Genomic DNA, 26121 nt, shown 5'->3' with positions numbered 1-26121 from the left:
ACTACAGAAAAAAACAGTAAGGGGGAGCATGAATGAGTGCCATAGCAAAAAAAATACAAGAAAAGCAATATGAAGATCAACAGCAACAATCCCAGCAAACTGTTGTCATCCGTAAAGCGAAAATATCGATTGGTGAAGTGTTATTACTATGCGCCATTGCTATCATGATTACCTTTGCGTGTGTGAAGATAGTTTCCAATCAAGCTGCCATTTATGAAACGAATAAAGAAATCCAGCAGGTTGAAGCGACCATTGAAGAACAAGGTAAATTGAATGATGATTTAATGGTGCAGGTCGACGAACTTAGTAGATATGAGCGCATTTGGGCAATCGCTGCCAAATTAGGCCTTGGATTGGATGATAATAACGTGAAGGTTGTGCAGAACTGATGCAGAAACAAAAAAATATGAAGCTTGGAGCAGCTGGATTATTCTTCGTATTCAGCCTGCTCTTCTTTGTATTAATCTGCCGCTTTTTATATATTGGTGTGACGGGTACAGCCGGGGGAGAGGTACTTGCTTCAAAAATCGATAAGAAATATGAGAAAGAGCAGGTTATTGAAGCGAAACGTGGCAGTATTCTAGATACTAAGGGAGACGTCATCGCTGTGGATACTTCCTCCTATATCTTACGTGCCATCTTGAGCGAAAAAGAAAGCGAACGGGTGAAAGACCCAGAAATGACCGCGAGTAAGCTTGCTAAATATATAGATATGGATGAACAGGCCATTTATGAACGCCTATCAAAAAAAGGGGCGTATCAAGTGGAGTTTGGGAGTGCTGGAAAAGACTTGACGCAGGACACCAAACAGAAAATCGAAAAATTAGAGTTGCCAGGAATCACGTTTGGAAGAACGAACAAACGCTTCTATCCAAATGGGGTCTTTGCTTCTCATTTGATTGGATATGTAGAAAAGGATGAAGAAACAGAAGAGATGACAGGGAAATTCGGTATCGAAAAGTACCTTAATAAAGAATTGCAGGAAACGGATGGAAAGCTGACCTATGAAAGTGACTTTTGGGGATTGATCTTGCCAGGGGCGGAGGAAAAGGTATCAGCTCCCCATAATGGGAATAATGTTTCGCTGACAATCGATAAGAAAATACAAACATTCCTGGAAGATTCCATGAATAAAGTCCAGGGGAAATATAAACCGGAACAAATCATCGCCATCGTTTCCAATCCTAAAACAGGCGAAATATTGGCGATGGGCCAAAGGCCGACATTCCATCCGACGACGAAGGAAGGGCTTACGGATACTTGGCGCAACCTGGCCATTGAAGAAACCTATGAACCCGGATCCACCTTTAAAACATTTACTCTAGCAGCGGCTGTAGAAGAAGGGGTCTTTAATCCCAATGATAGTTTTACAACAGGTAGATACAAGGCTGCAACAGGTTCCATAGGCGACCATAGCGGGATCGAGCCAGGCAAGACCATGTCCTTTCTTGAAGGGGTTCAACGGTCTTCCAATGTCGCTTTTGCAACCTTAGCCATGGATAAAATAGGTGCGGATACATTCCGCGACTATTTGACGAAGTTTGGCTTTGATAAAAAGACGGGAATAGACCTGCCGAATGAGATTACAGGCAAGATTCAATATAAGTATAAAATGGAAAAAGTCACTACCGCGTTTGGGCAAGGGACAACGGTGACACCAATCCAACAGATACAAGCGGCTTCAGCGGTAGCTAATGACGGAAAGATGATGCAACCCTATGTCATTAAAAGCATTTCCAATCAAGATACCGGAAAAGTGTTGAAAACGACCAAACCGAAAGTGGCGGGGGAACCGATTTCGGCAGAGACGGCAAAACAAGTTCGTAAATATTTAGAAACGGTCGTCTCGGCAAAAAAAGGAACGGGCAAGAAGTACGCGATCGATGGGTATGACGTAGCCGGAAAAACGGGGACTGCGCAGATTCCTGGGCCGACTGGTCGATATCTTGAAGGTAAGGACAACTATTTCTTTTCCTTCTTGGGAATGGCTCCAGCCGATGACCCGCAACTTGTCGTATATGTGGCTGTCAAACAACCGAAATTAGGTGTTTCCTATGTAGGAGCTGATCCTCTTTCTGAAATATTTAACCCGGTCATGCAAAACAGCCTCATGTATTTAAACATAAAGCCATCCGATTTGAAAAAGCAGGAAACTAACAAGATTGAAGACTATACGGATCAACCTATTAATTCGTCCGTTAAAGAACTCGAGGAGTTAGGATATGAAGTGGAAGTAATCGGAACGGGACGGAAAGTTCTCGACCAATCCCCTAAATCGGGTAGTTCCCTTCTTCAAGGGGAAAAAATTATTCTCCGTCCTGAAGGGGCAATGAAGGTTCCGGACATGGCTGGTTGGTCACTGCGTGATGTTATGAAGGTAGCTAGCATTGCCAAGCTTAATCTGAATACGTCAGGCACAGGATATGTGGGTAAACAGAGTCCTAAAGGTGGCACAAAGGTTAAAGAAGGAGACTCTTTCAAAGTCGAATTAAGGCAGCCGGAAAAGCCACCGAAGGATTCGCCAACAAAAGAGACGACTGTAGAGTAAAATAAGCATGCAAGAAAAAGAGTGGCTCATATGGGTCACTCTTTTTCTTGCATGTTTTTATTCTACCACCAAGTAGACAAGCATATATATTGAGCATGTATGAAATGGAGGTGCCTGTTTTTGCGTGTTTCAAATGTTACCGTCCGAAAACGGCTCGCAATCGCATTGGCAATAGGATTAGTCGTCTTTTTTATCATTGACATTCGCCTAGGGATCGTTCAGTTTTATCTAGGAAATGATTTGACAAGCTTAGCTAAGGATTCGTGGAGTAGGAATATCCCCTTTGAAGCCAAACGTGGTGAAATATTGGATCGAAATGGAGTCGAGTTGGCAACGAACATCTCAGCACCGACAGTATATGTCATCCCACGACAAATAGAGAATCCAAGTGAAACCTCGGAACAGCTAGCTTCCATATTGAATATCACGAAGGAGAAAGCCTTTGAATGGTTAACCAAACCGGCGATGAGCGCCAGGATTCCCGAGGGGAGGAAAATTTCTCATGAAAAGGCAAAGGAAATCAAGGCCCTCGGCATAAAAGGTATATATATCGCGGAAGACTCCAAGCGGCATTACCCATTCGGTGAGTACTTATCACATGTACTGGGGTTCACAGGCTCGGATAACCAGGGATTGATGGGAATCGAACTATCGTATGATAAGGAACTTAATGGAGAAAGAGGGTTCGTGAAATTTTATTCGGATGCAAAAGGGAAAAGACTTGAGAATATGGCGGATGATTTCAAGGCTCCAGTAGACGGAGATAATTTGAAACTGACGATTGATAGCCGAATTCAGACCATTGTGGAACGGGAACTGGATAATGCGGAGGCCACTTATGATCCAGATGGACTCATAGCCATTGCAATGGATCCGAAGACGGGCGAAATACTGGCCATGTCAAGCAGGCCCACCTTCGATCCAGCGAAATTCCAAGATGTACCTGCAGAAGTATATAACCGTAACTTGCCGGTATGGAGCATTTATGAGCCAGGTTCAACTTTTAAAATCATCACCCTTGCCGCTGCTCTAGAGGAAGGAAAGGTGAATCTACAAAACGACCATTTTTATGATCCCGGCCATGTGGAGGTTGCAGGTTCTACATTGCATTGCTGGAAAAGCGGAGGTCATGGTGACCAAACTTTTCTGGAAGTCGTAGAAAACTCATGCAACCCGGGTTTCGTTGAGCTAGGGAACCGGCTTGGTAAAGATAAATTGTTCCAATATATAAATGATTTTGGTTTCGGTCAAAAAACGGGCATTGATTTATCTGGGGAAGGTAGGGGGATCATGTTCAATATGGATCGTGTTGGTCCCGTTGAACAGGCAACCACGGCTTTTGGACAAGGTGTTGCCGTCACGCCCATCCAGCAGGTCACGGCTGTATCGGCAGCTGTGAATGGAGGGACACTATATACCCCTTATATTGCAAAAGAATTGGTCGACCCGAAAACGGGGGAAGTGGTCATGCGGAAAACCCCACAGGCGAAAAAAAAGGTGATTTCTGAAGAAACCTCGAAGAAAGTTCGGGAAGCACTTGAATCCGTTGTGGCAAAAGGAAGCGGTAAGGGAGCTTTCGTGGAATCGTATCGGGTCGGGGGGAAAACAGGAACAGCCCAAAAAGCCGAGAATGGGAGATATTTAGACAATAATTATATACTCTCATTTATTGGTGTCGCCCCAGCGGATGATCCCCAAATCGTCGTGTATATCGCTGTGGATAATCCGAAAGGGACCGTTCAATTTGGTGGTGTGGTCGCTGCCCCGATTGTTGGGAACATCATGGAGGATTCACTAAGGGCGATGGGTGTCAAACCAAGGAAAAACCAGATTGAAAAAGAAAAAGTCTGGACCGATCCGGTGATGATCGAGGTACCAAATGTTGTTGGAATGAGCAAAAAAGAGTTACAAACCCAACTTCTGGACCTTAAGATAGACATGGCCGGTAAGGGGGATAAAGTCATAAAACAAGCTCCGGATGCAGGAGTGAAATTAAAAGAAGGTTCAACAATTAGAATTTATCTTGGCGAACAAACAGAATAAGTATAAAATAAGAATAGTGAAAAGCGGCTGAAAAAAATCAGCCGCTTTGTTTACGGAGTCGATTAAACCCCGTATAATAAAAGCTGGTTTCTCGACAAGCCAAAATTAATCACATATAATTAATCCTCAAATTAAGTTGAGAGGGATGGAAAAATGAAGCTTCACGCATTACTAACTTATTTACACTCCTTGGATGCGCATGAAGGAGAAAATCCGGAGATTACCTCCATTGAAAATGATAACCGTAAAGTTAAAGACGGAAGTTTATTCGTTTGCATAAAAGGTTATACAGTGGATGGTCATGATTTTGCCCAATCAGCCGTAGAAAATGGGGCTGCAGCTGTCATTGCTGAACGACAGCTTAACTTAAATGTACCTGTGATTGTTGTCCGTGACTCAAGTAGGGCCATGGCCGTTCTCGCTGATGCATTTTACGGTCACCCAACCCAAAGGATGAACCTGATAGGAATCACCGGTACGAACGGAAAAACGACCACAAGCCATTTGCTTGAAAAGATTTACGAAGATCAAAAGAAAAAAACGGGCTTGATCGGTACGATGTATACAAAAATCGTCGATAAAGTATTTGAAACGAAGAATACGACGCCAGACAGTGTCACGCTTCAGAAGGCTTTTCATGATATGGCTGAAGCTGGTGTCTCAACGGCCATCATGGAGGTCTCTTCGCATGCTCTTGAACTTGGCCGTGTTCATGGATGTGACTATGATATAGCAGTATTCACTAACTTAACGCAAGATCATTTAGATTTCCATAAAACGATGGAGCGATATAAACATGCGAAATCATTGTTATTTTCCCAGCTGGGCAATGCGCAATTGGAAAATCGCCCTAAATATGCAGTCCTAAATGCGGATGATGAAGCAACAGCCGATTTTATTAAGGCGACTGCCGCTACAGTTGTTACATACGGAATTGATAAAGATGCTGACATTAGGGCGAGTGATATACAGATTGGCGCTCAAGGCACTACTTTCACTCTAAAAGCTGGCAAGGATACGCGTAACGTTAAGTTGCAGTTAATTGGGAAATTCAGCGTTTATAACGTCCTTGCTGCCATTGGCGCGGCTTTATGCGGGGGAATTAACCTAGATGAGACCATAGCATCAATTGAATCAATAAAGGGTGTTACCGGTCGTTTTGAGCTTATTATGGCGAATCAGGATTTCCCCGTCATAGTTGATTATGCGCATACACCAGATAGTCTTGAAAATGTCTTGAAGACCGTAGCGGAGTTTGCAAAAAGTAAAATTTTTGTGATTGTAGGTTGTGGTGGAGATCGGGATAAGACAAAACGGCCCATCATGGCAGCGATTGCCTGCAGATTGGCAACTGACCCAATTTTCACTTCCGACAATCCGCGCAGCGAGGATGCACTGCAAATCCTTCGTGATATGGAAGCGGGAGTTGAAGGAGAAGAATATACGGTGATAGTGGACCGAAGAGAAGCGATTGAGTATGCCGTTTCAAAAGCCGAAGCGGGAGACGTCATTTTAATTGCAGGAAAAGGGCATGAAACTTACCAATTGGTCGGAGATGCCATCCTTCACTTTGATGATCGTGAAGAAGCAGAAAAAGCAATTCAAACAAAATTGGGTGCAAATTAATTCACGCCCGACAAACAAAGAAATAGCAACAATGATAATGTATATTTGAATTGTGTTAGGAATGAGGGAGTAGGAATGTTGGAACAAGTAATTTTTTATACAATTTTGATGGCATTTTTAGTAACGGTTCTTCTATCACCAATCTTCATACCGTTTTTAAGAAGGCTGAAATTTGGGCAAAGTATCAGGGAGGAAGGCCCACAATCCCATCTAAAGAAGACAGGAACGCCTACTATGGGCGGTTTGGTGATTCTATTATCAGTCACCATCGCCACATTAGTTATGACATTTAAATTTTCAGAACCATCCACTGAAACGTACTTATTATTATTCGTTACCTTAGGATTTGGTTTACTAGGGTTCTTGGATGATTTTATCAAAGTCGTCATGAAACGGAACCTAGGCTTGACTTCAAAGCAAAAACTTCTAGGCCAAATCGTGATATCCGTCATTTTTTACTTCGTTTTCAAACAGACTGACGGCTTTAACCCTGAATTGACGATTCCAGGTACTGATTTTTCCATTAATTTTGGTTGGGCGTACCTAATTATCGTGATTTTCTGGTTGGTAGGTTTTTCTAATGCCGTCAATTTGACTGATGGATTGGATGGTCTCGTTTCAGGAACGTCCGCGATTGCTTTCGGTGCTTTTGCCATACTTGCTTGGAGCCAGTCACAATACGATGTGGCGATATTCTCAGTGGCAATCGTCGGCGCAGTCTTAGGCTTTCTAGTTTTTAATGCCCACCCAGCAAAGGTGTTTATGGGGGATACAGGATCGCTAGCCTTAGGGGGAGCGATTGCTACGATTGCTCTATTAACCAAACTTGAATTGCTGTTGGTCATTATTGGTGGAGTCTTCGTCATTGAAACTCTATCCGTCATTTTACAAGTAGGATCGTTTAAGCTTAGAGGTAAGCGTATATTTAAAATGAGCCCGCTTCATCATCATTATGAGCTTTCTGGCTGGTCTGAATGGCGCGTGGTCGTGACGTTTTGGACAGTTGGATTATTGTGTGCGGTACTCGGAATCTATTTAGAGGTGTGGATATAAATTGAAAGAGACAGAAAAATATTCAGAGAAAAAAGTATTGGTATTAGGTTTGGCAAAAAGCGGAGTCACGGCAGCTTCGCTTCTACATAAATTAGGTGCGTTCGTAACAGTCAATGATATGAAGCCACTATCGGAAAATCCGGAAGCACAAGGGCTTCTTGAACAAGGGATAAAAGTCATTTGTGGCAGCCACCCGATTGAGCTATTGGATGAGGGATTCGAATTCATTGTGAAGAACCCAGGCATTCCTTATAGCAACCCGCTTGTTAAGGGTGCATTGGAGAAAGGCATTCCGGTCATCACAGAGGTAGAACTCGCTTACCAAATAAGTGAAGCACCATTTTTGGGAATCACGGGTACAAATGGGAAAACGACCACTACTACGTTAATATTCGAAATGATGCAAGCTGGTAAGAAGTCACCACTTATTGCTGGAAATATTGGAACGGTAGCATCCGGTGTTGCTGAAAAGGCAACAGCTGCAGATACGATCGTCATTGAATTGTCATCCTTCCAATTGATGGGAATTGAAGAATTCCGGCCAGAAATCTCAATCGTGACGAATTTGTATGATGCCCATTTGGATTATCATAGTTCCAAACAAGAATATGCTGAGGCAAAAGCGGCGATTGCAAGAAATCAAACGGCTTCTGATTTCATGATTTTCAATGCAGATCAAGTGGATGTTAAAAACATGACCAAGAAGACGAAGGCAGAACTTGTACCATTTTCTACAGAAGTGAAGCATGAGAATGGGGCCTATGTAGAAGACGGAGCGGTGTATTTTCGCGGTGAAAAAGTGATTGCCGTTTCGGATATTGCCCTCCCGGGAAAACACAACTTGGAAAATGTGCTGGCTGCTATTTCTGCAGTGAAATTGAAAGGTGTGTCTAATGAGGCCATTCATACCGTTTTGACGACTTTCGGCGGTGTGGAGCACCGTCTGCAATATGTTGCAACGATTGAAAAACGTAAATTTTATAATGATTCCAAAGCGACGAATATCCTTGCAGCATCCAAGGCGCTTACTTCATTCACTGAACCGGTTATTTTGTTGGCTGGCGGATTGGACCGAGGTAATGAATTCGACGAGTTGAAACCGGCTATGAAACACGTCAAAGCGGTCATCACATTTGGTGAAACGGCAGAGAAAATTGAACGGATAGCTAAAGAATTAGGAATAACCCATATAAAACGTGTCGATAATGTAGTAAAGGCCGTACCTGTTGCTTTTGATTTATCGAATGAAGGCGACTGCATCCTCCTCTCTCCTGCTTGTGCAAGCTGGGATCAATATAAAACTTTTGAACAAAGAGGAGACATGTTTATGGAGGCTGTGCATAAACTTAAGTAAGAGCTTTCGCAGAAGGAAGTGAACCTGCTTCTACGTTGACACCTTGAAAAAAAAGCGATAATGAGCCGTTATCGCTTTTTTTTGACTTAAGTGCCACTAAAAAAGTGGCATATCAGGTAGTGTTTTATATTCGTACAGGCTCGAAAAACTTCCTAGAGGTGGATGTCCGTGCCATTAAAAAAATCCAATCCTGATCTTATTCTCATTATCGTCACCTTAAGCCTTTTGACAATTGGTTTAGTTATGGTTTACAGCGCCAGTGCAATTTGGGCAGACTATAAATTCGATGACTCCTTTTATTTTGCTAAAAGACAGTTGCTGTTTGCCTGTGTAGGTGTCGTAGCCATGTTTTTTATCATGAATGTCGATTACTGGACATGGCGCACTTGGGCCAAATTGCTAATTATTATCTGCTTCATCTTACTGTTGGCCGTTTTGGTACCAGGTATCGGGATGGCAAGAAACGGGTCCCGGAGTTGGATTGGCGTGGGAGCTTTCTCCGTACAGCCGTCCGAATTCATGAAGTTAGCGATGATTGCTTTTTTAGCTAAATTCTTATCGGAAAGACAAAAACTGATCACTTCCTTTAAAAAAGGGATGATGCCATCGTTGGGCATTGTATTTTTAGCATTTGGGCTTATCATGTTACAGCCTGATCTCGGTACAGGAACAGTGATGGTTGGAACATGTATCGTGATGATTTTTATTTCAGGTGCGAGAATCAGTCATTTTGTTGGCCTAGCCCTACTCGGAGTAGCTGGTTTTGTCGGCCTTATTTTATCGGCCCCATATAGGATAAAACGGATTACCTCCTTCCTCGATCCTTGGGAAGACCCGCTCGGAAGTGGATTTCAAATGATCCAATCATTTTATGCAATCGGCCCCGGTGGGTTGTTCGGCCTCGGATTAGGACAAAGTCGTCAAAAGTTTTTCTATTTACCAGAACCGCAAACCGACTTTATATTCGCGATACTATCTGAAGAATTAGGGTTCATTGGAGGTTCACTTGTGATTTTATTATTCGCTCTCATGCTATGGCGTGGAATACGGATCGCCCTTGGTGCGCCAGACTTATATGGTAGCCTGGTAGCGGTCGGGATCATTGCAATGGTAGCTATTCAAGTCATGATCAATATTGGCGTGGTCACTGGTTTAATGCCGGTTACAGGTATCACCTTGCCGCTATTAAGTTATGGTGGCTCCTCCCTGACACTCATGTTGATGGCCATTGGCGTACTGCTGAATATCAGTCGGTATTCAAGGTTTTAAAGCAAGATGATATACATTTCTTAAAGAGGAAGCCCGTCATAAAATCGGGCTTCTTTTTTGGTGGAATGGATGGATTGGAATGGTTGCCGGTGATTTGCCAGGCCCCGTATGAGAAGATTTTGAAAAAAATGAAATGGTGCTTAAATATTACCAAAGAGGAATGTGGGGATATCTACAATAAATATTGGCAATACGGCCTTGTTTAGACTATAGTATAAGAGGGTTCGACCGAAGAGGCGCTTACTCTTGCTCATTTTCAAGTTAAACAAATAGTGTTTTTGATATTGCATAATTAGAGGCCTCATTACGGTGGGGAAATGAAACTTATAATGTTAAAATCTAGGTGCACAAGGAGGTTAATCATGGATAAAGCGATACAACAATTAACCGACATGCAAATCGGCAAGATACTGGAACATGAGCCACTTGCTAATCATACGACAATGAAAATTGGTGGACCCGCGGATCTATTCATCGAGCCATCCTCCATTGAAAATATTGAAAAAGCGATGAAGGTCATCAAAGATAATAATTTGCCATGGAGAGCAATAGGAAGAGGTTCAAACCTCCTTGTCAGCGATGATGGAATCGAAGGTGTGGTACTGAAGTTAGGTAAAGGTCTGGATCATCTTGAAATCAATGGGACGGAAGTGAAGGCTGGAGCTGGTGTTTCCCTTGTAAGTTTATCAGTGAAGATTAGTAAAAAGGGATATGCCGGGCTGGAGTTTGCCAGTGGAATTCCAGGTTCCGTTGGTGGTGCTGTGTATATGAATGCAGGTGCACACGATTCGGATATGAGTGCCATCCTTAAGCAAGTGCATGTCCTATTTGAAGATGGAACCTTGGCTTGGCTTTCTAAGGAGGAAATGGAGTTTTCGTATCGAACATCTCTCCTTCAAAAGAAAAAACCTGGTATCGTGCTGGAGGCCATCTTTCAATTAGAAGAGGGTAACCGAAGTGAAATCGTCGAGAGAATGCAGAATAACAAAAACTATCGTAAAGATACCCAACCATATAACTTGCCATGTGCTGGAAGCATTTTCAGGAATCCACTGCCAAGACATGCAGGAAGGTTAGTGGAGGATGCTGGCCTTAAGGGGCATTCGATAGGCGGGGCCCAAATTTCCCCTATGCATGGAAACTTCATCGTCAACACTGGTAATGGAAGTGCGGCAGACGTGGAAGCTCTGATTCAACACGCGAAGGATACGGTATATAGCAAGTATGAAATTGAATTGGAAACAGAAGTAGAAATCATCGGGAGAAAACAATAGGATATTCATTCTTCATATCCAAATATTGTGGTATAATGTGTTACTTGAAAAATTCTATTTCTTATTTTTTGGTGAGTGTCACCAATCATCCATTTTAGGAAGAGGTGAAATAGGTGGAAAAGGGGAAAATCGTTTCCATTGAGGACCGCATTCCTAAGCTAAAGCAAATTAGAAAGAGCAAAGCAAATAGACGACTTGTTCTATTGCTTTCCCTTTTCTTCATTTTGGTTGCTTGTGTATTATATTTTTTATCCCCGCTAAGCTATGTGAAGTCCATAAAGGTAGAGGGAAACCAGTATATTACTTCCAAGCAAATTATTAAATTAAGTAACATCAAGAAAGACCGAAGCATCTGGAAAGTTGACACGGGAGAGACTGCCGCCAACATAAAAAAAAATCCGGATATAAAAAGTGCCAGTGTTGTACCTGTTTTTCCTAATTCCGTTAAAATAATGGTTTCTGAGCATACTAGAATTGCCTATTTATCCATGAATGGTAAATTCGCTCCGATATTGGAAAACGGTGACATCCTAAAAGAGTTAGAGAGTGGTGAAAATCCAGTATTTGCCCCTGTTTTAATTGGTTTCAAAGAGGGTAAAGCATTAAAGTTACTTTTGGAGGAACTGGACAAGCTTCCTGTGGCCATACAAAATGCTATTTCCGAAATTCACCATGACCCGACTAAAACGGATAAATACCATATTGTTATGTACATGAATGATGGATTTGAAGTTAGTGCGACAAGTCGTACTCTATCTGAGAAAATGATACACTATCCATCCATTATCAGCCAATTGGATCCCGAGGTAAAGGGAGTCATCGATCTAGAGGTCGGTTCCTACTTTAAAGCCTTTGATGAGTCTGAACAAAAGGAAGACGGGCCGGAGTGAATCCGTTGCTTTAACAACAATGATTGAACTAAAGTTAGCGTACATTTTCGGAAAAGAATAAGTGTTTGACCAACATAGAAAAGGCAAGTACAGGATGACCGAATGTAATCCGTTTTTAGCTAAAAATGGAAGTGAGTAATGTGGGTCTGCAGTGATTTTGCTGATAGTGCCAGTAAAAATGAGACTCCAAGAACTATACATATATGGGGCCTTCTCCGCCTTTAATGGGATAGGGGACCATGCCCCAACTGGTTGATTCTCTTGAGTGCTAAAATCCATGGATTTTAGTTGGACCTGATATTCATTTTGTAGTCTTTGTTGCATGCGGAATTTTTAATGTGGGGAGTTGCGGGGACGTTTCAAACTTTCCGTGAAGATGTGGTATTGGCCGTTGTATTCTTATTTAATAATAGTTTTATCTGCAAGTTTGACTTTTCTAGGTGTACATCTTGGTGTAGACTTGTATTTAGCTGGAATCTTTGTATTTACGTGTGAAACTTTCAAAATACGGGTGAAATTCAAAGGGCACAGTTGGATAAGAGATTTTTTTCTGAAAAAAATGGAAAAAATCTATATTATTAGAGGGAATTGCGGTATAAATGCCGAATAGATTAAGTCAGTATTAAGTTTAGGTAAGACATTTAGATACCAAGAGACGAACGATAACTATTATAAAGATTGTAAACCTACGAGTTTTCTCTTAATAATACGAGATGACACTTTATTATAATATTAGCGAGTTGTAATTAGGTCTGTTATTCTAAAATGAATAGGTCTTTTGATAGGATAATGCTATTCTACTAATATATGTATAAACTGAAGGAGGTGCCATGGAATGAACAGCAACGAAATCTACGTAAGTCTTGACATCGGTACATCCAGTGTAAAAGTAATCATTGGGGAAATGGTCAATGACACATTAAATATCATAGGCGTAGGAAATGTAAAATCAGAAGGGCTAAAGAAAGGCTCCATCGTCGATATAGATGAAACAGTCCAATCCATTCAAAAGGCCGTAGAGCAAGCTGAACGAATGATAGGAATGGAAATCAAAAAAGTGATCGTCGGTATCAGCGGGAACCACGTAACGCTTCAGCCTTGCCATGGGGTAGTAGCCGTATCTAGTGAAAATAAAGAGATTAATGAACACGATGTATTCCGTGTTAGAGAAGCCGCTGAGTTAATTACCATACCATCGGACCGGGAAATTATCGATGTGGTGCCGATTCATTATAAAGTTGATGAGTTGGATGAAATTAGCGATCCAAGGGGCATGATTGGCGTCCGTCTGGAAATGAGAGGCATATTAATAACAGGTCTGCGGACAATTTTACATAATTCCTTGCGGTGTGTGGAACGAGCAGGGTTAGAAATAACGGATATTGCCCTTCAGCCATTGGCAGCAGGTGGGCTGGTTTTATCGAAGGATGAAAAGGAACTTGGAGTAGCGCTTGTCGATATTGGGGGAGGTTCTACCACTCTAGCGATTTTCGAGCAAGGCTATCTACAATATACTTCCGTGATTCCTATAGGCGGGGAGACGCTTACAAAGGATCTCTCCATTGTACTAAGGACTACCATGGAGGAAGCTGAAAAAATTAAAATTAAGCATGGCCATGCCTTTTATGATGATGCGTCAGAAGACGAAGTATTCCAGATACCAATCATCGGCAGCGACCAGCAACAACCATGTAACCAGCTGATGCTCTCAGATATAATTGAGGCGAGGTTGACCGAAATTTTCGAGTTAATACAAGATGATTTGAGAAGACTTGGTTTTCAGGAAGTACCGGGAGGGTTCGTATTGACCGGTGGGGCCGTTAAGATGCCAGGAGTACTGGAACTTGCTCAGTATGTATTCCAAAATCGTGTCAGGACAGCCGAACCAAATTATATTGGTGTCAGAGAACCGCAATATACGACAGCTGTCGGTCTAATTAAACATGCGTGCAAGAAAGAGAGAATGCAAAAGAACACCACAAATAAAACTCCTGTACCAGCTGGTCAGGCACAAGAGAATAATGACCAGCGGAGCCAGAAGTCCTCTCAGAAACATAAAGAGAACACGGCTAAAAAACAAGGTGAAAAAGGTGAATCGAAATTCAAAAAAATCTTGGGTTACTTTTTTGAATAAAAACAAAAAATCGGGAATTTCGTCAAAATAGGAGGATTGTCATGTTGGAGTTTGATTCTAATTTAGAACAATTAGCAACGATAAAGGTTATAGGTGTTGGCGGCGGCGGTAACAATGCGGTAAACAGAATGATCGAACATGGTGTACAAGGTGTCGAATTTATTTCTGTCAATACTGATGCGCAGGCACTTAATTTATCAAAAGCAGAAGTTAAAATGCAAATCGGCGGTAAGCTTACTAGAGGATTGGGTGCTGGTGCGAATCCTGAGGTAGGTAAAAAAGCGGCGGAAGAAAGTAAAGAACAAATCGAAGAAGCGCTAAAAGGCGCTGATATGGTTTTCGTAACGGCTGGAATGGGCGGCGGAACTGGTACGGGTGCTGCCCCAGTTATCGCGGGTATCGCTAAAGATCTTGGTGCACTGACAGTTGGTGTCGTTACACGTCCTTTCACGTTTGAAGGACGCAAACGTGCAACCCAGGCGCAAGGTGGCATTGCCTCCATGAAAGAATCGGTCGATACGCTTATCGTCATTCCGAATGACCGACTTCTTGAAATTGTTGATAAAAGCACACCTATGCTTGAAGCATTCCGGGAAGCGGATAATGTCCTTCGTCAAGGGGTACAGGGGATTTCAGATTTGATCGCTGTTCCTGGTCTTATTAATTTGGATTTTGCCGATGTTAAGACCATCATGTCAAATCGTGGATCGGCCCTGATGGGTATCGGGATCTCCTCTGGAGAAAACCGCGCCGCTGAAGCAGCTAAAAAAGCGATTTCCAGTCCGTTGCTTGAAACGTCCATCGATGGGGCTCAAGGGGTTCTATTGAACATTACTGGTGGAACGAACCTAAGTTTATTCGAGGTCCAAGAGGCAGCCGATATTGTGGCCACCGCTTCTGATCAAGAGGTAAATATGATTTTCGGTTCTGTCATCAATGAAAACTTAAAGGACGAAATTGTTGTTACAGTTATTGCGACGGGCTTTACCGAAGCTGAAACGTCCATGCGAGCTCCGGGTCGTTCAACACTTGGACAGCAACAACAGCAAACGAGACCTCAAACACAAGCGCCTACACCTAGTGTAAATCGTGAAGTGAAGAGAGAAGAAGTGAACGAACAGCCTACAAGGAATAATAATCAAGGACAAGGTGAGGAAGCTTTGGATATTCCAACCTTCCTACGCAATCGTAATAGAAGGCGTTAATTTGAAAGAGAAAAGGTCGTTCCCTATGGGAGCGGCCCTTTTTTTGCTTTTTTCGGAAAGATGTTTCGATTGATTATTACTGGTTAATCGCCATATGGACTTTTAAGGCCCTAAGAGCTGCTCTCCACCTGTTTGAACAGTTGGGCTATGCCCTGATCCATAAAATTCATGAAAGGACGTAAAGGCGGCTGGAATGGATAATGGATTTCCAACTTGAATTTGGAGAAGGTCCTTTATAACAATGGAACTCTGAGAAGAGAAGCTGAAAGAAATTCTATCTTCTACAACCCATAAATCGACAGCTTTAAATGAGGGAGCGTAACTGGTATGAAGCAGTATTGAAAAAATCAATAGCTGTTTTTCTACAAAAAGGCTAAAAAAGACTGAAAAACTCTTAAGTTTCCTGTACAAAAAGTGACACACTTTCTATTATCAGGTGCGTTATACTTTTTGCTAGTGGAAGGTTAGATTCTAAAAGGAGGGGTGAGTGTTTGACCTTATATTTAGATGTGATTTGGTTATTGAATTGGTTATTTGACTGCCTCCTCTTATATTGGACTGCAATCATTCTCAAACGGCGAGTCGCCCTTTGGCGGGTTTGTGCGGGCGGGCTGATAGGTTCTCTAATCATCGTATTGGCATTTACCCCTTTTTACGCAATGGCTGACCAATTTTATATAAAAATCGCATTTTCTCTTTTTATGGTCCTGGCCACCTTTGGGTTCATCAGATTCAACCATTTCCTGAAGTCATTAGCCACTTTATACTTTGTCACGTTTTTATCAGGTGGGATCCTCCTTGGCCTTCACTATCTATTCGAATATCAAATCGTTTCCAAAAACCCTGGTCAATATGCCGGAATCAATCGTTTTGGTGACCCCGTCAGCTGGATTTTTGTGATGGTTGGCTTCCCGCTTGCCTGGCAATTTTCCAAGCGTACTCTAGAAGGAATGGAGATGACAAAACTAACGCATGAGCAACTGGTGTCAGTCACGGTGAAAGTATCAGAGTTTGAAGGGACTTTTCAGGGGCTTGTGGACAGTGGGAATCAATTATATGATCCAATAACCCGTTCGCCTGTTATGATCATTTCACTTTCTGGAGATGAAGCTGGAATCCCTTCGGATATGGTTGAATTGTTCAAGAATCCGGACATCCTGGTCCGACAGGAAGAACAGCCTGAATATACATGGACGGGCCGTATGCGCGTAATTCCATATAAAGTGGTGGGGCATGAACATCAATTGCTAACGGCCATCAAGCCGGACTTCATTAAAATATCCCAAGGGGAAAACGAGTATCAAGTCAAGCAGGGCCTTGTGTCGTTTACCTTTCAGCAACTTTCTGCGGACAATAGCTATCAATCTATCGTCCATCCAAAAATGTTAACCGGGATTCCGGTGAAAAATGCCTCATAACATTTTGCTCTTTCAATTTTGCTCCACAATTCGTCTATTTTAGAAGGGAGAATTATTTTGAAGAAATTTATTCTTCGGCTCACCTATTTTTGGTACAAACTCTTGTTCAAGCTCGGATTGAAGACGGACGAAATATTTTATATAGGAGGAAGTGAGGCGCTCCCGCCCCCACTTTCAAAAGAAGAAGAGGCAATATTGATCAATAAGTTACCAAAAGGCGATGAAGCTGCCCGCTCTATCTTAATCGAGAGGAATCTAAGGCTTGTCGTCTATATTGCAAGGAAATTTGAGAATACGGGAATCAATATCGAAGATTTAATTAGCATTGGGACCATTGGCTTGATTAAGGCAGTCAATACATTCAATCCCGAGAAAAAAATCAAACTTGCTACATATGCTTCGAGATGCATCGAGAATGAAATATTAATGTATTTAAGGAGAAATAATAAAATCCGTTCGGAAGTTTCTTTTGATGAGCCCTTGAATATCGATTGGGATGGAAATGAACTCCTGCTCTCAGATGTTCTGGGGACTGATGATGACATCATCACTAAGGATCTAGAGGCGAATGTGGATCGGAAGCTACTAACGAAAGCCCTGACGCAGCTCTCTGATCGTGAAAAACAAATAATGGAACTTCGATTTGGACTTGCTGGCGGAGAAGAAAAGACGCAAAAGGATGTTGCGGATATGCTCGGGATTTCCCAATCCTATATTTCAAGGTTGGAGAAAAGAATTATTAAACGGCTAAGAAAAGAATTTAATAAAATGGTGTAAAAAAATATTTCGAGTATAAAGCTTTTGAGACCGTACTTTCTTGTGCTTGGATGAAGAGATGTTTTGATTTTTCAAAAATACCCTATGCATATTTTTCCCTCCCGCGGAAATACTGTTTTTTGTACAGCACTCCTGTGAGGAGGGAAGAATTTTGTCTCGTAACAAGGTTGAAATCTGCGGTGTGGATACATCGAAATTACCGGTTTTGAAAAATGATGAAATGAGAAAACTCTTTAAAGAATTGCAAGGTGGCGAGCTTTCAGCAAGAGAGAAACTGGTAAACGGGAATCTTCGACTCGTTTTGAGCGTCATTCAACGCTTTAACAATCGAGGAGAATATGTAGATGATCTATTTCAGGTAGGCTGTATAGGGTTGATGAAATCGATAGATAATTTTGACTTGGGTCAGAACGTAAAGTTTTCAACGTATGCTGTACCAATGATTATTGGAGAAATCAGAAGGTATCTTCGTGATAATAATCCAATACGTGTTTCCCGGTCTTTAAGGGACATTGCTTATAAAGCATTGCAGGTTAAGGAAAAACTTATCAGCCAGACTCTACGTGAGCCCACAGCTGAAGAAATCGCCAAAGTGTTAGGATTACCGCACGAAGAAATTGTTTTCGCGTTAGATGCAATCCAAGATCCAGTATCCCTTTTCGAACCGATTTATAATGATGGCGGGGATCCGATTTATGTACTCGACCAATTAAGTGATGAAAAAAATAAGGATAGTACCTGGATTGATGAGATAGCCATAAACGAAGGGATGAGACGGTTGAATGACCGTGAAAAAATGATCCTTCGTAAACGATTTTTCCAAGGGAAGACCCAAATGGAGGTAGCCGAGGAAATCGGCATTTCACAAGCTCAAGTCTCCCGCTTGGAAAAAGCGGCAATCAAGCAAATGAATAAAAACATTCAACAGTAAAAGCTGAGCACGAGTAACAGTTGACTGAAGCGGGTAAGGGATGATTCTCATGCCCGCCAATCAGCAACCTAGCCGTAGCGGCTTTTTTTTAGTTTGCTCAAGCCACTGCATAAAGACCTTTATTTCCCGATTCCTTCATTCTTGAACAAAACCAGTCATATACATAAAAAAAGGTTTTTTATCTGGAGAAACACATTTCAGGAGGAGCTGAATGGCGTGACTAGAATTTCTGAATTTCAAATTAAGGATATCGTCAATATAGCAGATGGAAAGAAATTGGGGAATATGACAGACTTAGAAATCAATACGGGGACGGGAATGATTGAAGCAATCATTGTTTCGAATAGTACCAGGCTAATGGGCTTTTTTGGGAGGGAGCAAGATATCGTGATTCCTTGGCGAAAAATAAAAAAAATTGGGGCGGATGTCATCCTTGTCGAACATCAGACGATATTTCAAACAGAGCTGAAAGATGAACGGTTATAGGGGTACCTTTAGAGGGTATTAGAAGGATATTTATGATACACTAAACTAAAAATAAAGAGGAATGAAAGCATGAAAGAACCTTTTGTTTTAGTCGAAGATCAATATTTGCTTGTTGATAGCTGGAGACAACAAAATCTCCAGCTTGTGGCGGGCTTTACAACGAAAAACGGAGGAGTCAGTTCTGGCTGCTTTACATCATTGAATACCGGCTTTCATGTTGGGGACAAGATAGGGGATGTACAGGCAAACCGCCGATTTCTTGCTGAAAAACTATCTTTTCCGCTTAATCATTGGGTAGGGGCCGAGCAGACTCATGAAACTCATATCCAGCAAGTAACGACTCGGGATTGTGGGAAAGGCGCCACTGACTATCCTTCTGGTTTTAGGGCGACAGACGGTTTTTATACGAGAGATAAAAATGTCCTACTGACCCTTTGTTATGCGGATTGTGTGCCTTTATATTTTTATGCTCCTACACATGGAATGGTTGGGGTGGCACATGCCGGCTGGAAGGGAACCGTTAATGGCATTGCGCACAATATGGTAGAGGCGTGGATACATGAAGGTATAAAACCATCAGAAATATTTGCCGTAGTTGGGCCCTCTATTTGTTCGAAATGTTATGTTGTAGATGATAAAGTCATAGATTTAGTGCGGAATTTGCTGGAAGAAAATGACGAGAAGCCCTATAATTTAATTAGTGAAGGACAATATCAACTAGATCTTAAAGAACTGAACGCCATGATCATGGATAAATCTGGAATCCCGAGGGAGCAGATTGCTGTGACTTCATATTGTACAAGCTGTGATGAGGATTTATTTTTTTCCCATCGCCGGGATAATGGGAAAAGTGGTAGGTTGATGAGCTTTATTGGTTGGAAGGAGGATCTTGAAAAGCGATGAAAGTTGCAGAAAATCTAAAAAACATCGAAGAAAAAATAAATGAAGCGTGTAAAAATAGTGGCAGGCATCGGGAAGATGTCAAATTAATCGGGGTTACAAAATATGTTTCCATCGAGAGGGCAAAAGAGGCATTGGAAGCCGGTGTCACTGATTTAGGTGAAAATCGCGATCAAGGTTTATTGAATAAATATGAAGTGTTGAAGGATACACCGAACTGGCATTATATCGGTTCCATGCAGACACGTAAGGTTAAGAATGTCATTGATAAAGTTGCTTATATTCATTCTTTGGATCGTATATCGTTGGCAGAAGAAATACAAAAACGTTCAAAAGAGCCGATAAACTGTTTAGTGCAGGTCAATGTTTCTGGTGAAGAGTCTAAACACGGTCTGAATCCAGAGTCGACGCTTGAATTTATTAAAGAACTAGGGGCTTTTGACAAGGTGAAGGTCGTTGGGTTGATGACAATGGCACCTTTTACAGAGGACGAACAGGTACTCCGAGGTTGCTTCCGTACATTAAAAAACCTCCAACTGGAAATTCAAAAAGCGGAATTGACTCATGCTCCATGCTCGGAATTATCCATGGGGATGTCCAATGATTTTATGATTGCCATCGAGGAAGGTTCTACCATGATTCGGATTGGTACTGCACTGGTAGGCGAAGAATTATAAGGAGGTACGTAAAAGATGTCATTCGTATCAAAGTTTAAATCCTATTTCGCGCTGGATGATGAGTATGAATATAAGGACGAAGTGGTGGAGGAAGAGGAGATGGAGCGTAAAGCGGTAAAGCCTGCAAAACAGCAGACCCCACCTGCTTCTACAGGAAATAATCCAAATCAAAATATAGTAAGTTTGCAAAGCGTGCAAAAATCTTCTAAAGTAGTATTATTGGAGCCTCGTGCTTATGCAGAAGCTCAGGATGTCGCTGACCATTTGAAAAACCGTCGTGCAGTCGTTGTAAATCTTCAGCGAATCCCGCATGACCAAGGAAAGCGGATTATCGACTTTTTAAGCGGCACTGTATATGCAATCAGTGGGGATATCCAAAAAATCGGTACAGACATATTCTTGTGTACTCCGGATAACGTTGATGTTTCCGGTAATATTACCGGTTTTGAAGTGGATAAGGAGTACGAAGAAGCGAGGTGGTAATGGTTAATGGCTCTAGTGCTTCAAGGTTTATATTATTTAGTTGAAATTTATTCAATGGCATTAATTGTTTACATATTAATGTCTTGGTTCCCTAATGCCCGGGAAACATCGATTGGCCAATTCCTGGTAAAGATTTGCGAACCATATTTAGAACCGTTCAGAAAATTCATCCCACCACTCGGCATGATCGACATATCACCACTTGTAGCCTTGTTGGTTTTAAATTTTGCGAAGAATTATGGGATTTTTTATCTACAAAGCTTATTCGGATGATTTGTAGTTCATACTAAAGACGTAAAATAATAGAATGGCCAGTAACTACACAGCTAGGTGAATTCTTGGCTGTGTAGTAGTAACGAAGGTGTATGTTACGATTCATTCTTGTGTACAACCATTTATCCATATGTAAGGAGCATGCATTCTACATGAGTATATATCAACATTTCAGGCCGGAGGAAAAGGAATTTATCGACCAGGCAATGAATTGGATTGACCAGGTTAGAGATTCTTATGCTCCTAAACTTTCTGACTTTCTGGATCCGCGTCAGCAGGAAATCCTCACATCCCTATTAGGAAACAAACAGGATGTGCTACTGCAATTTCACGGCGGGAGTGATTTCGTTGAACGGAAACGTGCCCTCATTTATCCTGATTACTACTCTCCTGAATCATCTGATTTCAATATCTCCTTATATGATATCTCCTATCCAAAAAAATTTGTTACACTTGAACACAGGCAAATACTTGGAACCTTGATGTCACTGGGGGTAAAACGTGAAAAATTCGGTGATATTATAGTGACAGAGGAGCAAGTCCAATTTATTGCAACAGGGGAAATGGATTCATACCTTACGGGAAACCTGGATAAGATAGGCAATGCTTCCGTAACCATTAAAAGGATTCCGATTGAGGATATCCTTGTGGTGAAGGACAACTGGGAAGAGCAGGTCAGTACCGTTAGCTCATTAAGGCTTGATAGCGTACTTTCTGCTGTTTTGAATATTTCCCGGCAAAAAGCCCAGACGTTGATATCGTCGGGGAAAACCAAGGTTAATTTCAAGCAAACGGAGAGCGTTTCTGAAGAATGCCGTGAGGGGGATACTCTATCCATCAGGGGTTTCGGTCGATGTAAAATCACTTCAATCGATGGGAAAACGAAAAAGGATAAGTGGAGAATCTCATTAGGTAGGAAAAAATAATTTAGTTGTTAGCAGGATTCACATATTTTTTGTCGAATATAGAGTTTTAATGTAATAGAGTAGAAATTGTTCTGGAGGTGCAACAATGCCCTTAACCCCGATAGATATACATAACAAGGAATTTAGTAAAGTATTTCGAGGGTATGATGAAGATGAGGTTAACGAATTTCTAGACCAAGTCATTAAAGATTATGAATTGATTCTAAGAGAAAAGAAAGAAATGGAAGAAAAATTGAACGAGACGTTCGATCGTTTAGGTCATTTCACGACTATCGAGGGCACGCTTAATAAGTCTATCATTGTCGCGCAGGAAGCTGCAGAAGAATTAAAGCGCAATGCCCAAAAAGAAGCCAAACTGATCATCAAGGAAGCAGAAAAGAATGCTGACCGGATTGTCAATGAGTCGCTTGTGAAAGCAAGAAAAATAGCGATGGATATAGAAGACTTGAAAAAACAATCGAAGGTTTTCCGTACTCGCTTTAAAATGCTTGTCGGAGCACAGCTCGATTTGTTGGATAATGACGACTGGGATCATCTGCTTGAATACGAAGTGGATGCATCTGAAATAGAATTAAATGATGGAGTAGATGAGGAAAATTAAACGTTTCCTTGACTTCAAGCACTTTTTTCGCATATAATTTTTTAACAATACTATTCATGATGACATTAGACGATGACAGGGACAGTAAATTCCTCATAACCTTATATGTAGCGACCCGGGGACGGTGTAAGCCCGGGATAAGAGAAGGAATTGAACATCACCCTTGAGTTCTGAATTGAACCTGCTTATGCAGCAAGTAAACGATGCGTATCATTCACGTTACGAATGCTCGAGAGGAAAGGATTCAGCCGTTTTGTGAATCTTTCTAACCAGGGTGGTACCGCGGGAAGCAAAGCTTTCTCGTCCCTTTTTCAGGGATGAGAAGGCTTTTTATTTTGTCTGCGAATCGGGTCAATCAACTCAAATGAAGTTATGGATAGATGGATGGAGGAATTTTATAATGGAATATAAAGATACTTTATTAATGCCTAAAACTGAATTTCCAATGAGGGGCAACCTTCCGAAGCGCGAGCCTGAAATTCAGGAAAAGTGGAAAGAGATGGACATCTATAAAAAAGTGCAAGAGCACACTGAAGGGCGACCGTTATTCATTTTACATGATGGACCTCCATATGCAAACGGTGATATCCATATGGGTCATGCCTTGAATAAAGTTTTAAAAGATTTCATCGTCCGTTTTAAGTCCATGAGCGGTTACCATGCACCGTATGTTCCAGGCTGGGATACGCACGGTCTCCCAATTGAAACGGCTTTGACTAAAAAAGGCGTGAACCGTAAAGAAATGAGCGTCGCTGAATTCAGAAAGCTATGTGAAGAATATGCATACGTACAGATTAACAATCAACGTGAGCAATTCAAGCGGATTGGTGTTCGCGGGGATTGGGATAATCCTTATATTACGTTAAAGCCTGAATATGAAGCACAACAGATCAAGGTTTTTGGTGAAATGGCGAAAAAAGGCTATATCTATAAAGGGAAGAAACCTGTTTACTGGTCCCCTTCGAGTGAATCGGCTCTTGCTGAAGCGGAGATTGAATACCAAGATAAACGTTCGGCTTCAATCTATGTAGCATTTGAAGTGACTGATGGTAAAGGTGTCATTGATGAAGGTGTAAAAATCATCATTTGGACGACAACACCATGGACGATTCCGGCCAACCTTGGAATTTCCCTACATCCACAATTGAATTATGTGGTTGTTGCAGTGGAAAATGAAAAATACTTAGTGGCAGAAGCCTTATTGGAATCTGTTAAAGAAACGCTTGGATGGGAAAACCCAACTATCGTGAAAACGGTAAAAGGCAGTGAGTTGGATCGTGCTGTAGCGAAGCATCCTCTATATGATCGTGAATCACTAGTGATGTTAGGTGAGCATGTAACGACTGAAGCTGGAACAGGTTGTGTTCATACAGCTCCAGGACACGGGGAAGATGACTTTATCATCGGTCAGAAATATGGCTTGGATGTTCTTTGCCCAGTCGATGAAAAAGGTGTCATGACTGAAGAAGCAGGGGAGTTTGCTGGATTATTCTATGATAAAGCAAATAAAGCGATTTCCGAAAAATTAACTGAAGTGGGAGCCCTGTTGAATCTTACATTCATCACACATTCATTCCCACATGACTGGCGGACGAAGAAGCCGACGATCTTCCGTGCAACTGCACAGTGGTTCGCTTCAATCAAGGACTTCCGTGATGATTTGCTGAAGGCAGTCGAAGAAACGAAATGGGTACCGGCATGGGGTGAAACACGCCTATTCAATATGGTCCGTGACCGAGGAGATTGGTGTATCTCCCGACAACGTGCATGGGGTGTGCCAATTCCAGTATTTTACGCAGAAAATGGCGAACCAATCATCACGGACGAAACAATCAATCATATTTCAGAATTATTCCGTGAGCACGGTTCAAATATCTGGTTTGAAAAAGAAGCAAAAGATCTTCTACCACAAGGCTTTACACATGAAGGAAGTCCAAACGGTATCTTCACTAAAGAAACGGATATCATGGATGTATGGTTCGACTCCGGTTCTTCCCATCAAGCGGTTCTTGAAGAAAGAGAAGAACTTCAACGTCCGGCTGACCTTTATCTTGAAGGGTCCGATCAATATCGCGGTTGGTTCAACTCATCACTTTCAACAGGTGTTGCCGTGACAGGAAAAGCACCATATAAAGGTGTACTTAGCCATGGGTTCGCATTAGACGGCGAAGGACGTAAAATGAGTAAATCTATTGGTAACGTGGTCCTTCCATCTAAAGTTATGAACCAGCTTGGTGCTGATATTTTACGTCTTTGGGTTGCTTCTGTTGATTATCAATCTGACGTTCGGGTTTCAGATCCTATCTTAAAACAAGTTTCCGAAGTGTATCGTAAAATCCGTAATACATTCCGCTTCCTACTAGGAAATCTGGATGGCTTTAATCCGGAAACGGATAAAGTGGCGGTAGAAGATTTGCGTGAAGTGGATCAATATATGCTAGTAAGATTGAATAAGCTGATCACTCAATCAAAACAAGGCTATGAAAATTATGAATTTGCTACCATTTATAATATGGTCAACAATTTCTGTACGCAGGATTTAAGTTCGTTCTATCTTGATTATGCTAAAGACATTCTTTATTGTGAAGCGCCAAACGGGAAAGACCGTTTAGCAATCCAAACTGTCCTTTATGAGTCCTTAATCAGCTTAACGAAATTAGTGTCTCCAATCCTGTCTCATACTGCGGATGAAGTATGGACGTTCATTCCGGGTGTAACGGAAGAGAGTGTACAGTTGACATTGATGCCTGAGGAAATCTCTGTGGATAATGACGAAGCGATTGAGGAAAAATGGACGGCATTCATGCATGTTCGTGATAATGTCCTGAAAGCATTGGAAGAAGCACGTAACCAAAAAGTAATCGGGAAATCACTGAACGCAAAAGTGACCGTTTATGTAAACGAAGAGACAAGGAATCTTCTTGATAGTATCGAGGAGAGCTTTGAACAGTTATTCATCGTATCCGAATTTGATATCGCGGGCGATGTGGCCAGTGCCCCATCCGAAGCTGTCAAACTTGAGGATATGGCCATCCTGGTAACTAAAGCAGAAGGAGAAACTTGTGAACGTTGCTGGAATGTTTCTCAAGATGTAGGTCAAGTGGAAGAACATCCAACACTTTGCCCACGCTGTGCAACAGTCGTGAAAGAGCATTATACGAATTAATCATTTTAGAACGACCGGTTCCCAGTTAATATGGGAGCCGGTTTTTTATTTGAAATGAGAGCGTATTTGAATAAAGACCGGAATAAA

General features: G+C 41.8%; 23 protein-coding genes and 1 other annotated feature. All 23 genes read left to right on the top strand.

Annotated features, from left to right (window positions below):
- Window positions 1-32: 32 nt before the first annotated feature.
- Complete coding sequence (ftsL, locus tag ACIQXH_RS09565; protein ID WP_402868166.1) at window positions 33-389, top strand: cell division protein FtsL; 357 nt, start codon at window positions 33-35, stop codon at window positions 387-389.
- A complete protein-coding gene (locus ACIQXH_RS09560) occupies window positions 389-2548 on the top strand; it encodes a penicillin-binding protein (RefSeq protein ID WP_403080041.1) in 2160 nt (719 codons plus the stop codon). The genes ftsL and ACIQXH_RS09560 overlap by 1 nt, the downstream gene beginning before the upstream one ends.
- Window positions 2549-2668: 120 nt before the next feature.
- The gene (locus tag ACIQXH_RS09555) at window positions 2669-4591 is read left to right on the top strand and encodes a stage V sporulation protein D (protein ID WP_402868170.1); all 1923 of its coding nucleotides are present in this window, start codon (window positions 2669-2671) and stop codon (window positions 4589-4591) included.
- A 153-nt stretch (window positions 4592-4744) separates the two neighbouring features.
- Window positions 4745-6217 (top strand): UDP-N-acetylmuramoyl-L-alanyl-D-glutamate--2,6-diaminopimelate ligase, encoded by a 1473-nt coding sequence (locus ACIQXH_RS09550; RefSeq protein WP_403080039.1) that lies wholly within the window; start codon window positions 4745-4747, stop codon window positions 6215-6217.
- Between the two features lie 75 nt (window positions 6218-6292).
- Complete coding sequence (gene mraY / locus ACIQXH_RS09545) at window positions 6293-7270, top strand: phospho-N-acetylmuramoyl-pentapeptide-transferase (protein WP_402868174.1); 978 nt, start codon at window positions 6293-6295, stop codon at window positions 7268-7270.
- A 1-nt stretch (window position 7271) separates the two neighbouring features.
- Entirely contained in the window at window positions 7272-8624 is a 1353-nt protein-coding gene (murD, locus tag ACIQXH_RS09540) for a UDP-N-acetylmuramoyl-L-alanine--D-glutamate ligase (protein WP_403080037.1), read from the top strand.
- A 168-nt stretch (window positions 8625-8792) separates the two neighbouring features.
- Window positions 8793-9893, top strand: a complete 1101-nt coding sequence (gene spoVE, locus ACIQXH_RS09535; protein WP_403080035.1) for a stage V sporulation protein E — start codon at window positions 8793-8795, stop codon at window positions 9891-9893.
- 362 nt (window positions 9894-10255) lie between these two features.
- On the top strand, window positions 10256-11167 hold the full coding sequence (murB, locus tag ACIQXH_RS09530; RefSeq protein WP_402956204.1) for a UDP-N-acetylmuramate dehydrogenase: 912 nt from the start codon (window positions 10256-10258) through the stop codon (window positions 11165-11167).
- Between the two features lie 113 nt (window positions 11168-11280).
- Window positions 11281-12057 (top strand): cell division protein FtsQ/DivIB, encoded by a 777-nt coding sequence (locus ACIQXH_RS09525; protein WP_403080034.1) that lies wholly within the window; start codon window positions 11281-11283, stop codon window positions 12055-12057.
- Window positions 12058-12433: 376 nt separating this feature from the next.
- Window positions 12434-12667 carry a DUF1290 domain-containing protein gene (locus ACIQXH_RS09520; RefSeq protein WP_402868183.1) on the top strand — a complete coding sequence of 78 codons (234 nt, stop codon included), beginning with the start codon at window positions 12434-12436 and terminating at the stop codon, window positions 12665-12667.
- A 225-nt stretch (window positions 12668-12892) separates the two neighbouring features.
- Window positions 12893-14191: a cell division protein FtsA gene (gene ftsA, locus ACIQXH_RS09515; protein WP_402868185.1), complete on the top strand. Its 1299-nt coding sequence runs from the start codon at window positions 12893-12895 to the stop codon at window positions 14189-14191.
- Window positions 14192-14232: 41 nt separating this feature from the next.
- A complete protein-coding gene (gene ftsZ, locus ACIQXH_RS09510; protein ID WP_402868187.1) occupies window positions 14233-15396 on the top strand; it encodes a cell division protein FtsZ in 1164 nt (387 codons plus the stop codon).
- A 491-nt stretch (window positions 15397-15887) separates the two neighbouring features.
- A complete protein-coding gene (gene spoIIGA, locus ACIQXH_RS09505; RefSeq protein WP_403080033.1) occupies window positions 15888-16814 on the top strand; it encodes a sigma-E processing peptidase SpoIIGA in 927 nt (308 codons plus the stop codon).
- Between the two features lie 57 nt (window positions 16815-16871).
- On the top strand, window positions 16872-17591 hold the full coding sequence (sigE, locus tag ACIQXH_RS09500) for an RNA polymerase sporulation sigma factor SigE (protein ID WP_230158218.1): 720 nt from the start codon (window positions 16872-16874) through the stop codon (window positions 17589-17591).
- A gap of 109 nt (window positions 17592-17700) precedes the next feature.
- The gene (gene sigG, locus ACIQXH_RS09495; protein ID WP_402868568.1) at window positions 17701-18522 is read left to right on the top strand and encodes an RNA polymerase sporulation sigma factor SigG; all 822 of its coding nucleotides are present in this window, start codon (window positions 17701-17703) and stop codon (window positions 18520-18522) included.
- 216 nt (window positions 18523-18738) lie between these two features.
- Window positions 18739-19008 carry a YlmC/YmxH family sporulation protein gene (locus ACIQXH_RS09490; RefSeq protein ID WP_402868193.1) on the top strand — a complete coding sequence of 90 codons (270 nt, stop codon included), beginning with the start codon at window positions 18739-18741 and terminating at the stop codon, window positions 19006-19008.
- A gap of 69 nt (window positions 19009-19077) precedes the next feature.
- Window positions 19078-19911 (top strand): peptidoglycan editing factor PgeF, encoded by an 834-nt coding sequence (pgeF, locus tag ACIQXH_RS09485; RefSeq protein WP_403123224.1) that lies wholly within the window; start codon window positions 19078-19080, stop codon window positions 19909-19911.
- A complete protein-coding gene (locus ACIQXH_RS09480; RefSeq protein WP_402868195.1) occupies window positions 19908-20585 on the top strand; it encodes a YggS family pyridoxal phosphate-dependent enzyme in 678 nt (225 codons plus the stop codon). The genes pgeF and ACIQXH_RS09480 overlap by 4 nt, the downstream gene beginning before the upstream one ends.
- Window positions 20586-20600: 15 nt before the next feature.
- Window positions 20601-21068: a cell division protein SepF gene (locus tag ACIQXH_RS09475; protein WP_402956212.1), complete on the top strand. Its 468-nt coding sequence runs from the start codon at window positions 20601-20603 to the stop codon at window positions 21066-21068.
- 6 nt (window positions 21069-21074) lie between these two features.
- A complete protein-coding gene (locus ACIQXH_RS09470) occupies window positions 21075-21341 on the top strand; it encodes a YggT family protein (RefSeq protein ID WP_402868199.1) in 267 nt (88 codons plus the stop codon).
- A gap of 152 nt (window positions 21342-21493) precedes the next feature.
- Complete coding sequence (locus ACIQXH_RS09465; protein ID WP_402956214.1) at window positions 21494-22267, top strand: YlmH family RNA-binding protein; 774 nt, start codon at window positions 21494-21496, stop codon at window positions 22265-22267.
- An 85-nt stretch (window positions 22268-22352) separates the two neighbouring features.
- Window positions 22353-22868: a DivIVA domain-containing protein gene (locus tag ACIQXH_RS09460; RefSeq protein ID WP_402868201.1), complete on the top strand. Its 516-nt coding sequence runs from the start codon at window positions 22353-22355 to the stop codon at window positions 22866-22868.
- A gap of 63 nt (window positions 22869-22931) precedes the next feature.
- Window positions 22932-23179, top strand: a binding site (T-box leader).
- Between the two features lie 89 nt (window positions 23180-23268).
- Complete coding sequence (gene ileS, locus ACIQXH_RS09455; protein ID WP_403080027.1) at window positions 23269-26034, top strand: isoleucine--tRNA ligase; 2766 nt, start codon at window positions 23269-23271, stop codon at window positions 26032-26034.
- Window positions 26035-26121 lie beyond the last annotated feature (87 nt).

The sequence above is a fragment of the Peribacillus sp. NPDC097225 genome (assembly GCF_044761955.1).
GTDB lineage: Bacteria > Bacillota > Bacilli > Bacillales > DSM-1321 > Peribacillus.
The sequence above is the reverse complement of the archived record's forward strand: the minus strand, read 5'-3'. Positions and strand labels throughout refer to the sequence as shown.

Coding starts and splice junctions, on each gene's coding strand:
- ftsL (WP_402868166.1), top strand. CDS start 33: ATGAGTGCCATAGCAAAAAAAATACAAGAAAAGCAATATGAAGATCAA.
- ACIQXH_RS09465 (WP_402956214.1), top strand. CDS start 21,494: ATGAGTATATATCAACATTTCAGGCCGGAGGAAAAGGAATTTATCGAC.
- ftsZ (WP_402868187.1), top strand. CDS start 14,233: ATGTTGGAGTTTGATTCTAATTTAGAACAATTAGCAACGATAAAGGTT.
- ACIQXH_RS09550 (WP_403080039.1), top strand. CDS start 4,745: ATGAAGCTTCACGCATTACTAACTTATTTACACTCCTTGGATGCGCAT.
- pgeF (WP_403123224.1), top strand. CDS start 19,078: ATGAAAGAACCTTTTGTTTTAGTCGAAGATCAATATTTGCTTGTTGAT.
- ACIQXH_RS09560 (WP_403080041.1), top strand. CDS start 389: ATGCAGAAACAAAAAAATATGAAGCTTGGAGCAGCTGGATTATTCTTC.
- ACIQXH_RS09520 (WP_402868183.1), top strand. CDS start 12,434: ATGTGGTATTGGCCGTTGTATTCTTATTTAATAATAGTTTTATCTGCA.
- ACIQXH_RS09480 (WP_402868195.1), top strand. CDS start 19,908: ATGAAAGTTGCAGAAAATCTAAAAAACATCGAAGAAAAAATAAATGAA.
- mraY (WP_402868174.1), top strand. CDS start 6,293: ATGTTGGAACAAGTAATTTTTTATACAATTTTGATGGCATTTTTAGTA.
- ileS (WP_403080027.1), top strand. CDS start 23,269: ATGGAATATAAAGATACTTTATTAATGCCTAAAACTGAATTTCCAATG.
- ACIQXH_RS09475 (WP_402956212.1), top strand. CDS start 20,601: ATGTCATTCGTATCAAAGTTTAAATCCTATTTCGCGCTGGATGATGAG.
- murB (WP_402956204.1), top strand. CDS start 10,256: ATGGATAAAGCGATACAACAATTAACCGACATGCAAATCGGCAAGATA.
- ftsA (WP_402868185.1), top strand. CDS start 12,893: ATGAACAGCAACGAAATCTACGTAAGTCTTGACATCGGTACATCCAGT.
- ACIQXH_RS09470 (WP_402868199.1), top strand. CDS start 21,075: ATGGCTCTAGTGCTTCAAGGTTTATATTATTTAGTTGAAATTTATTCA.
- ACIQXH_RS09460 (WP_402868201.1), top strand. CDS start 22,353: ATGCCCTTAACCCCGATAGATATACATAACAAGGAATTTAGTAAAGTA.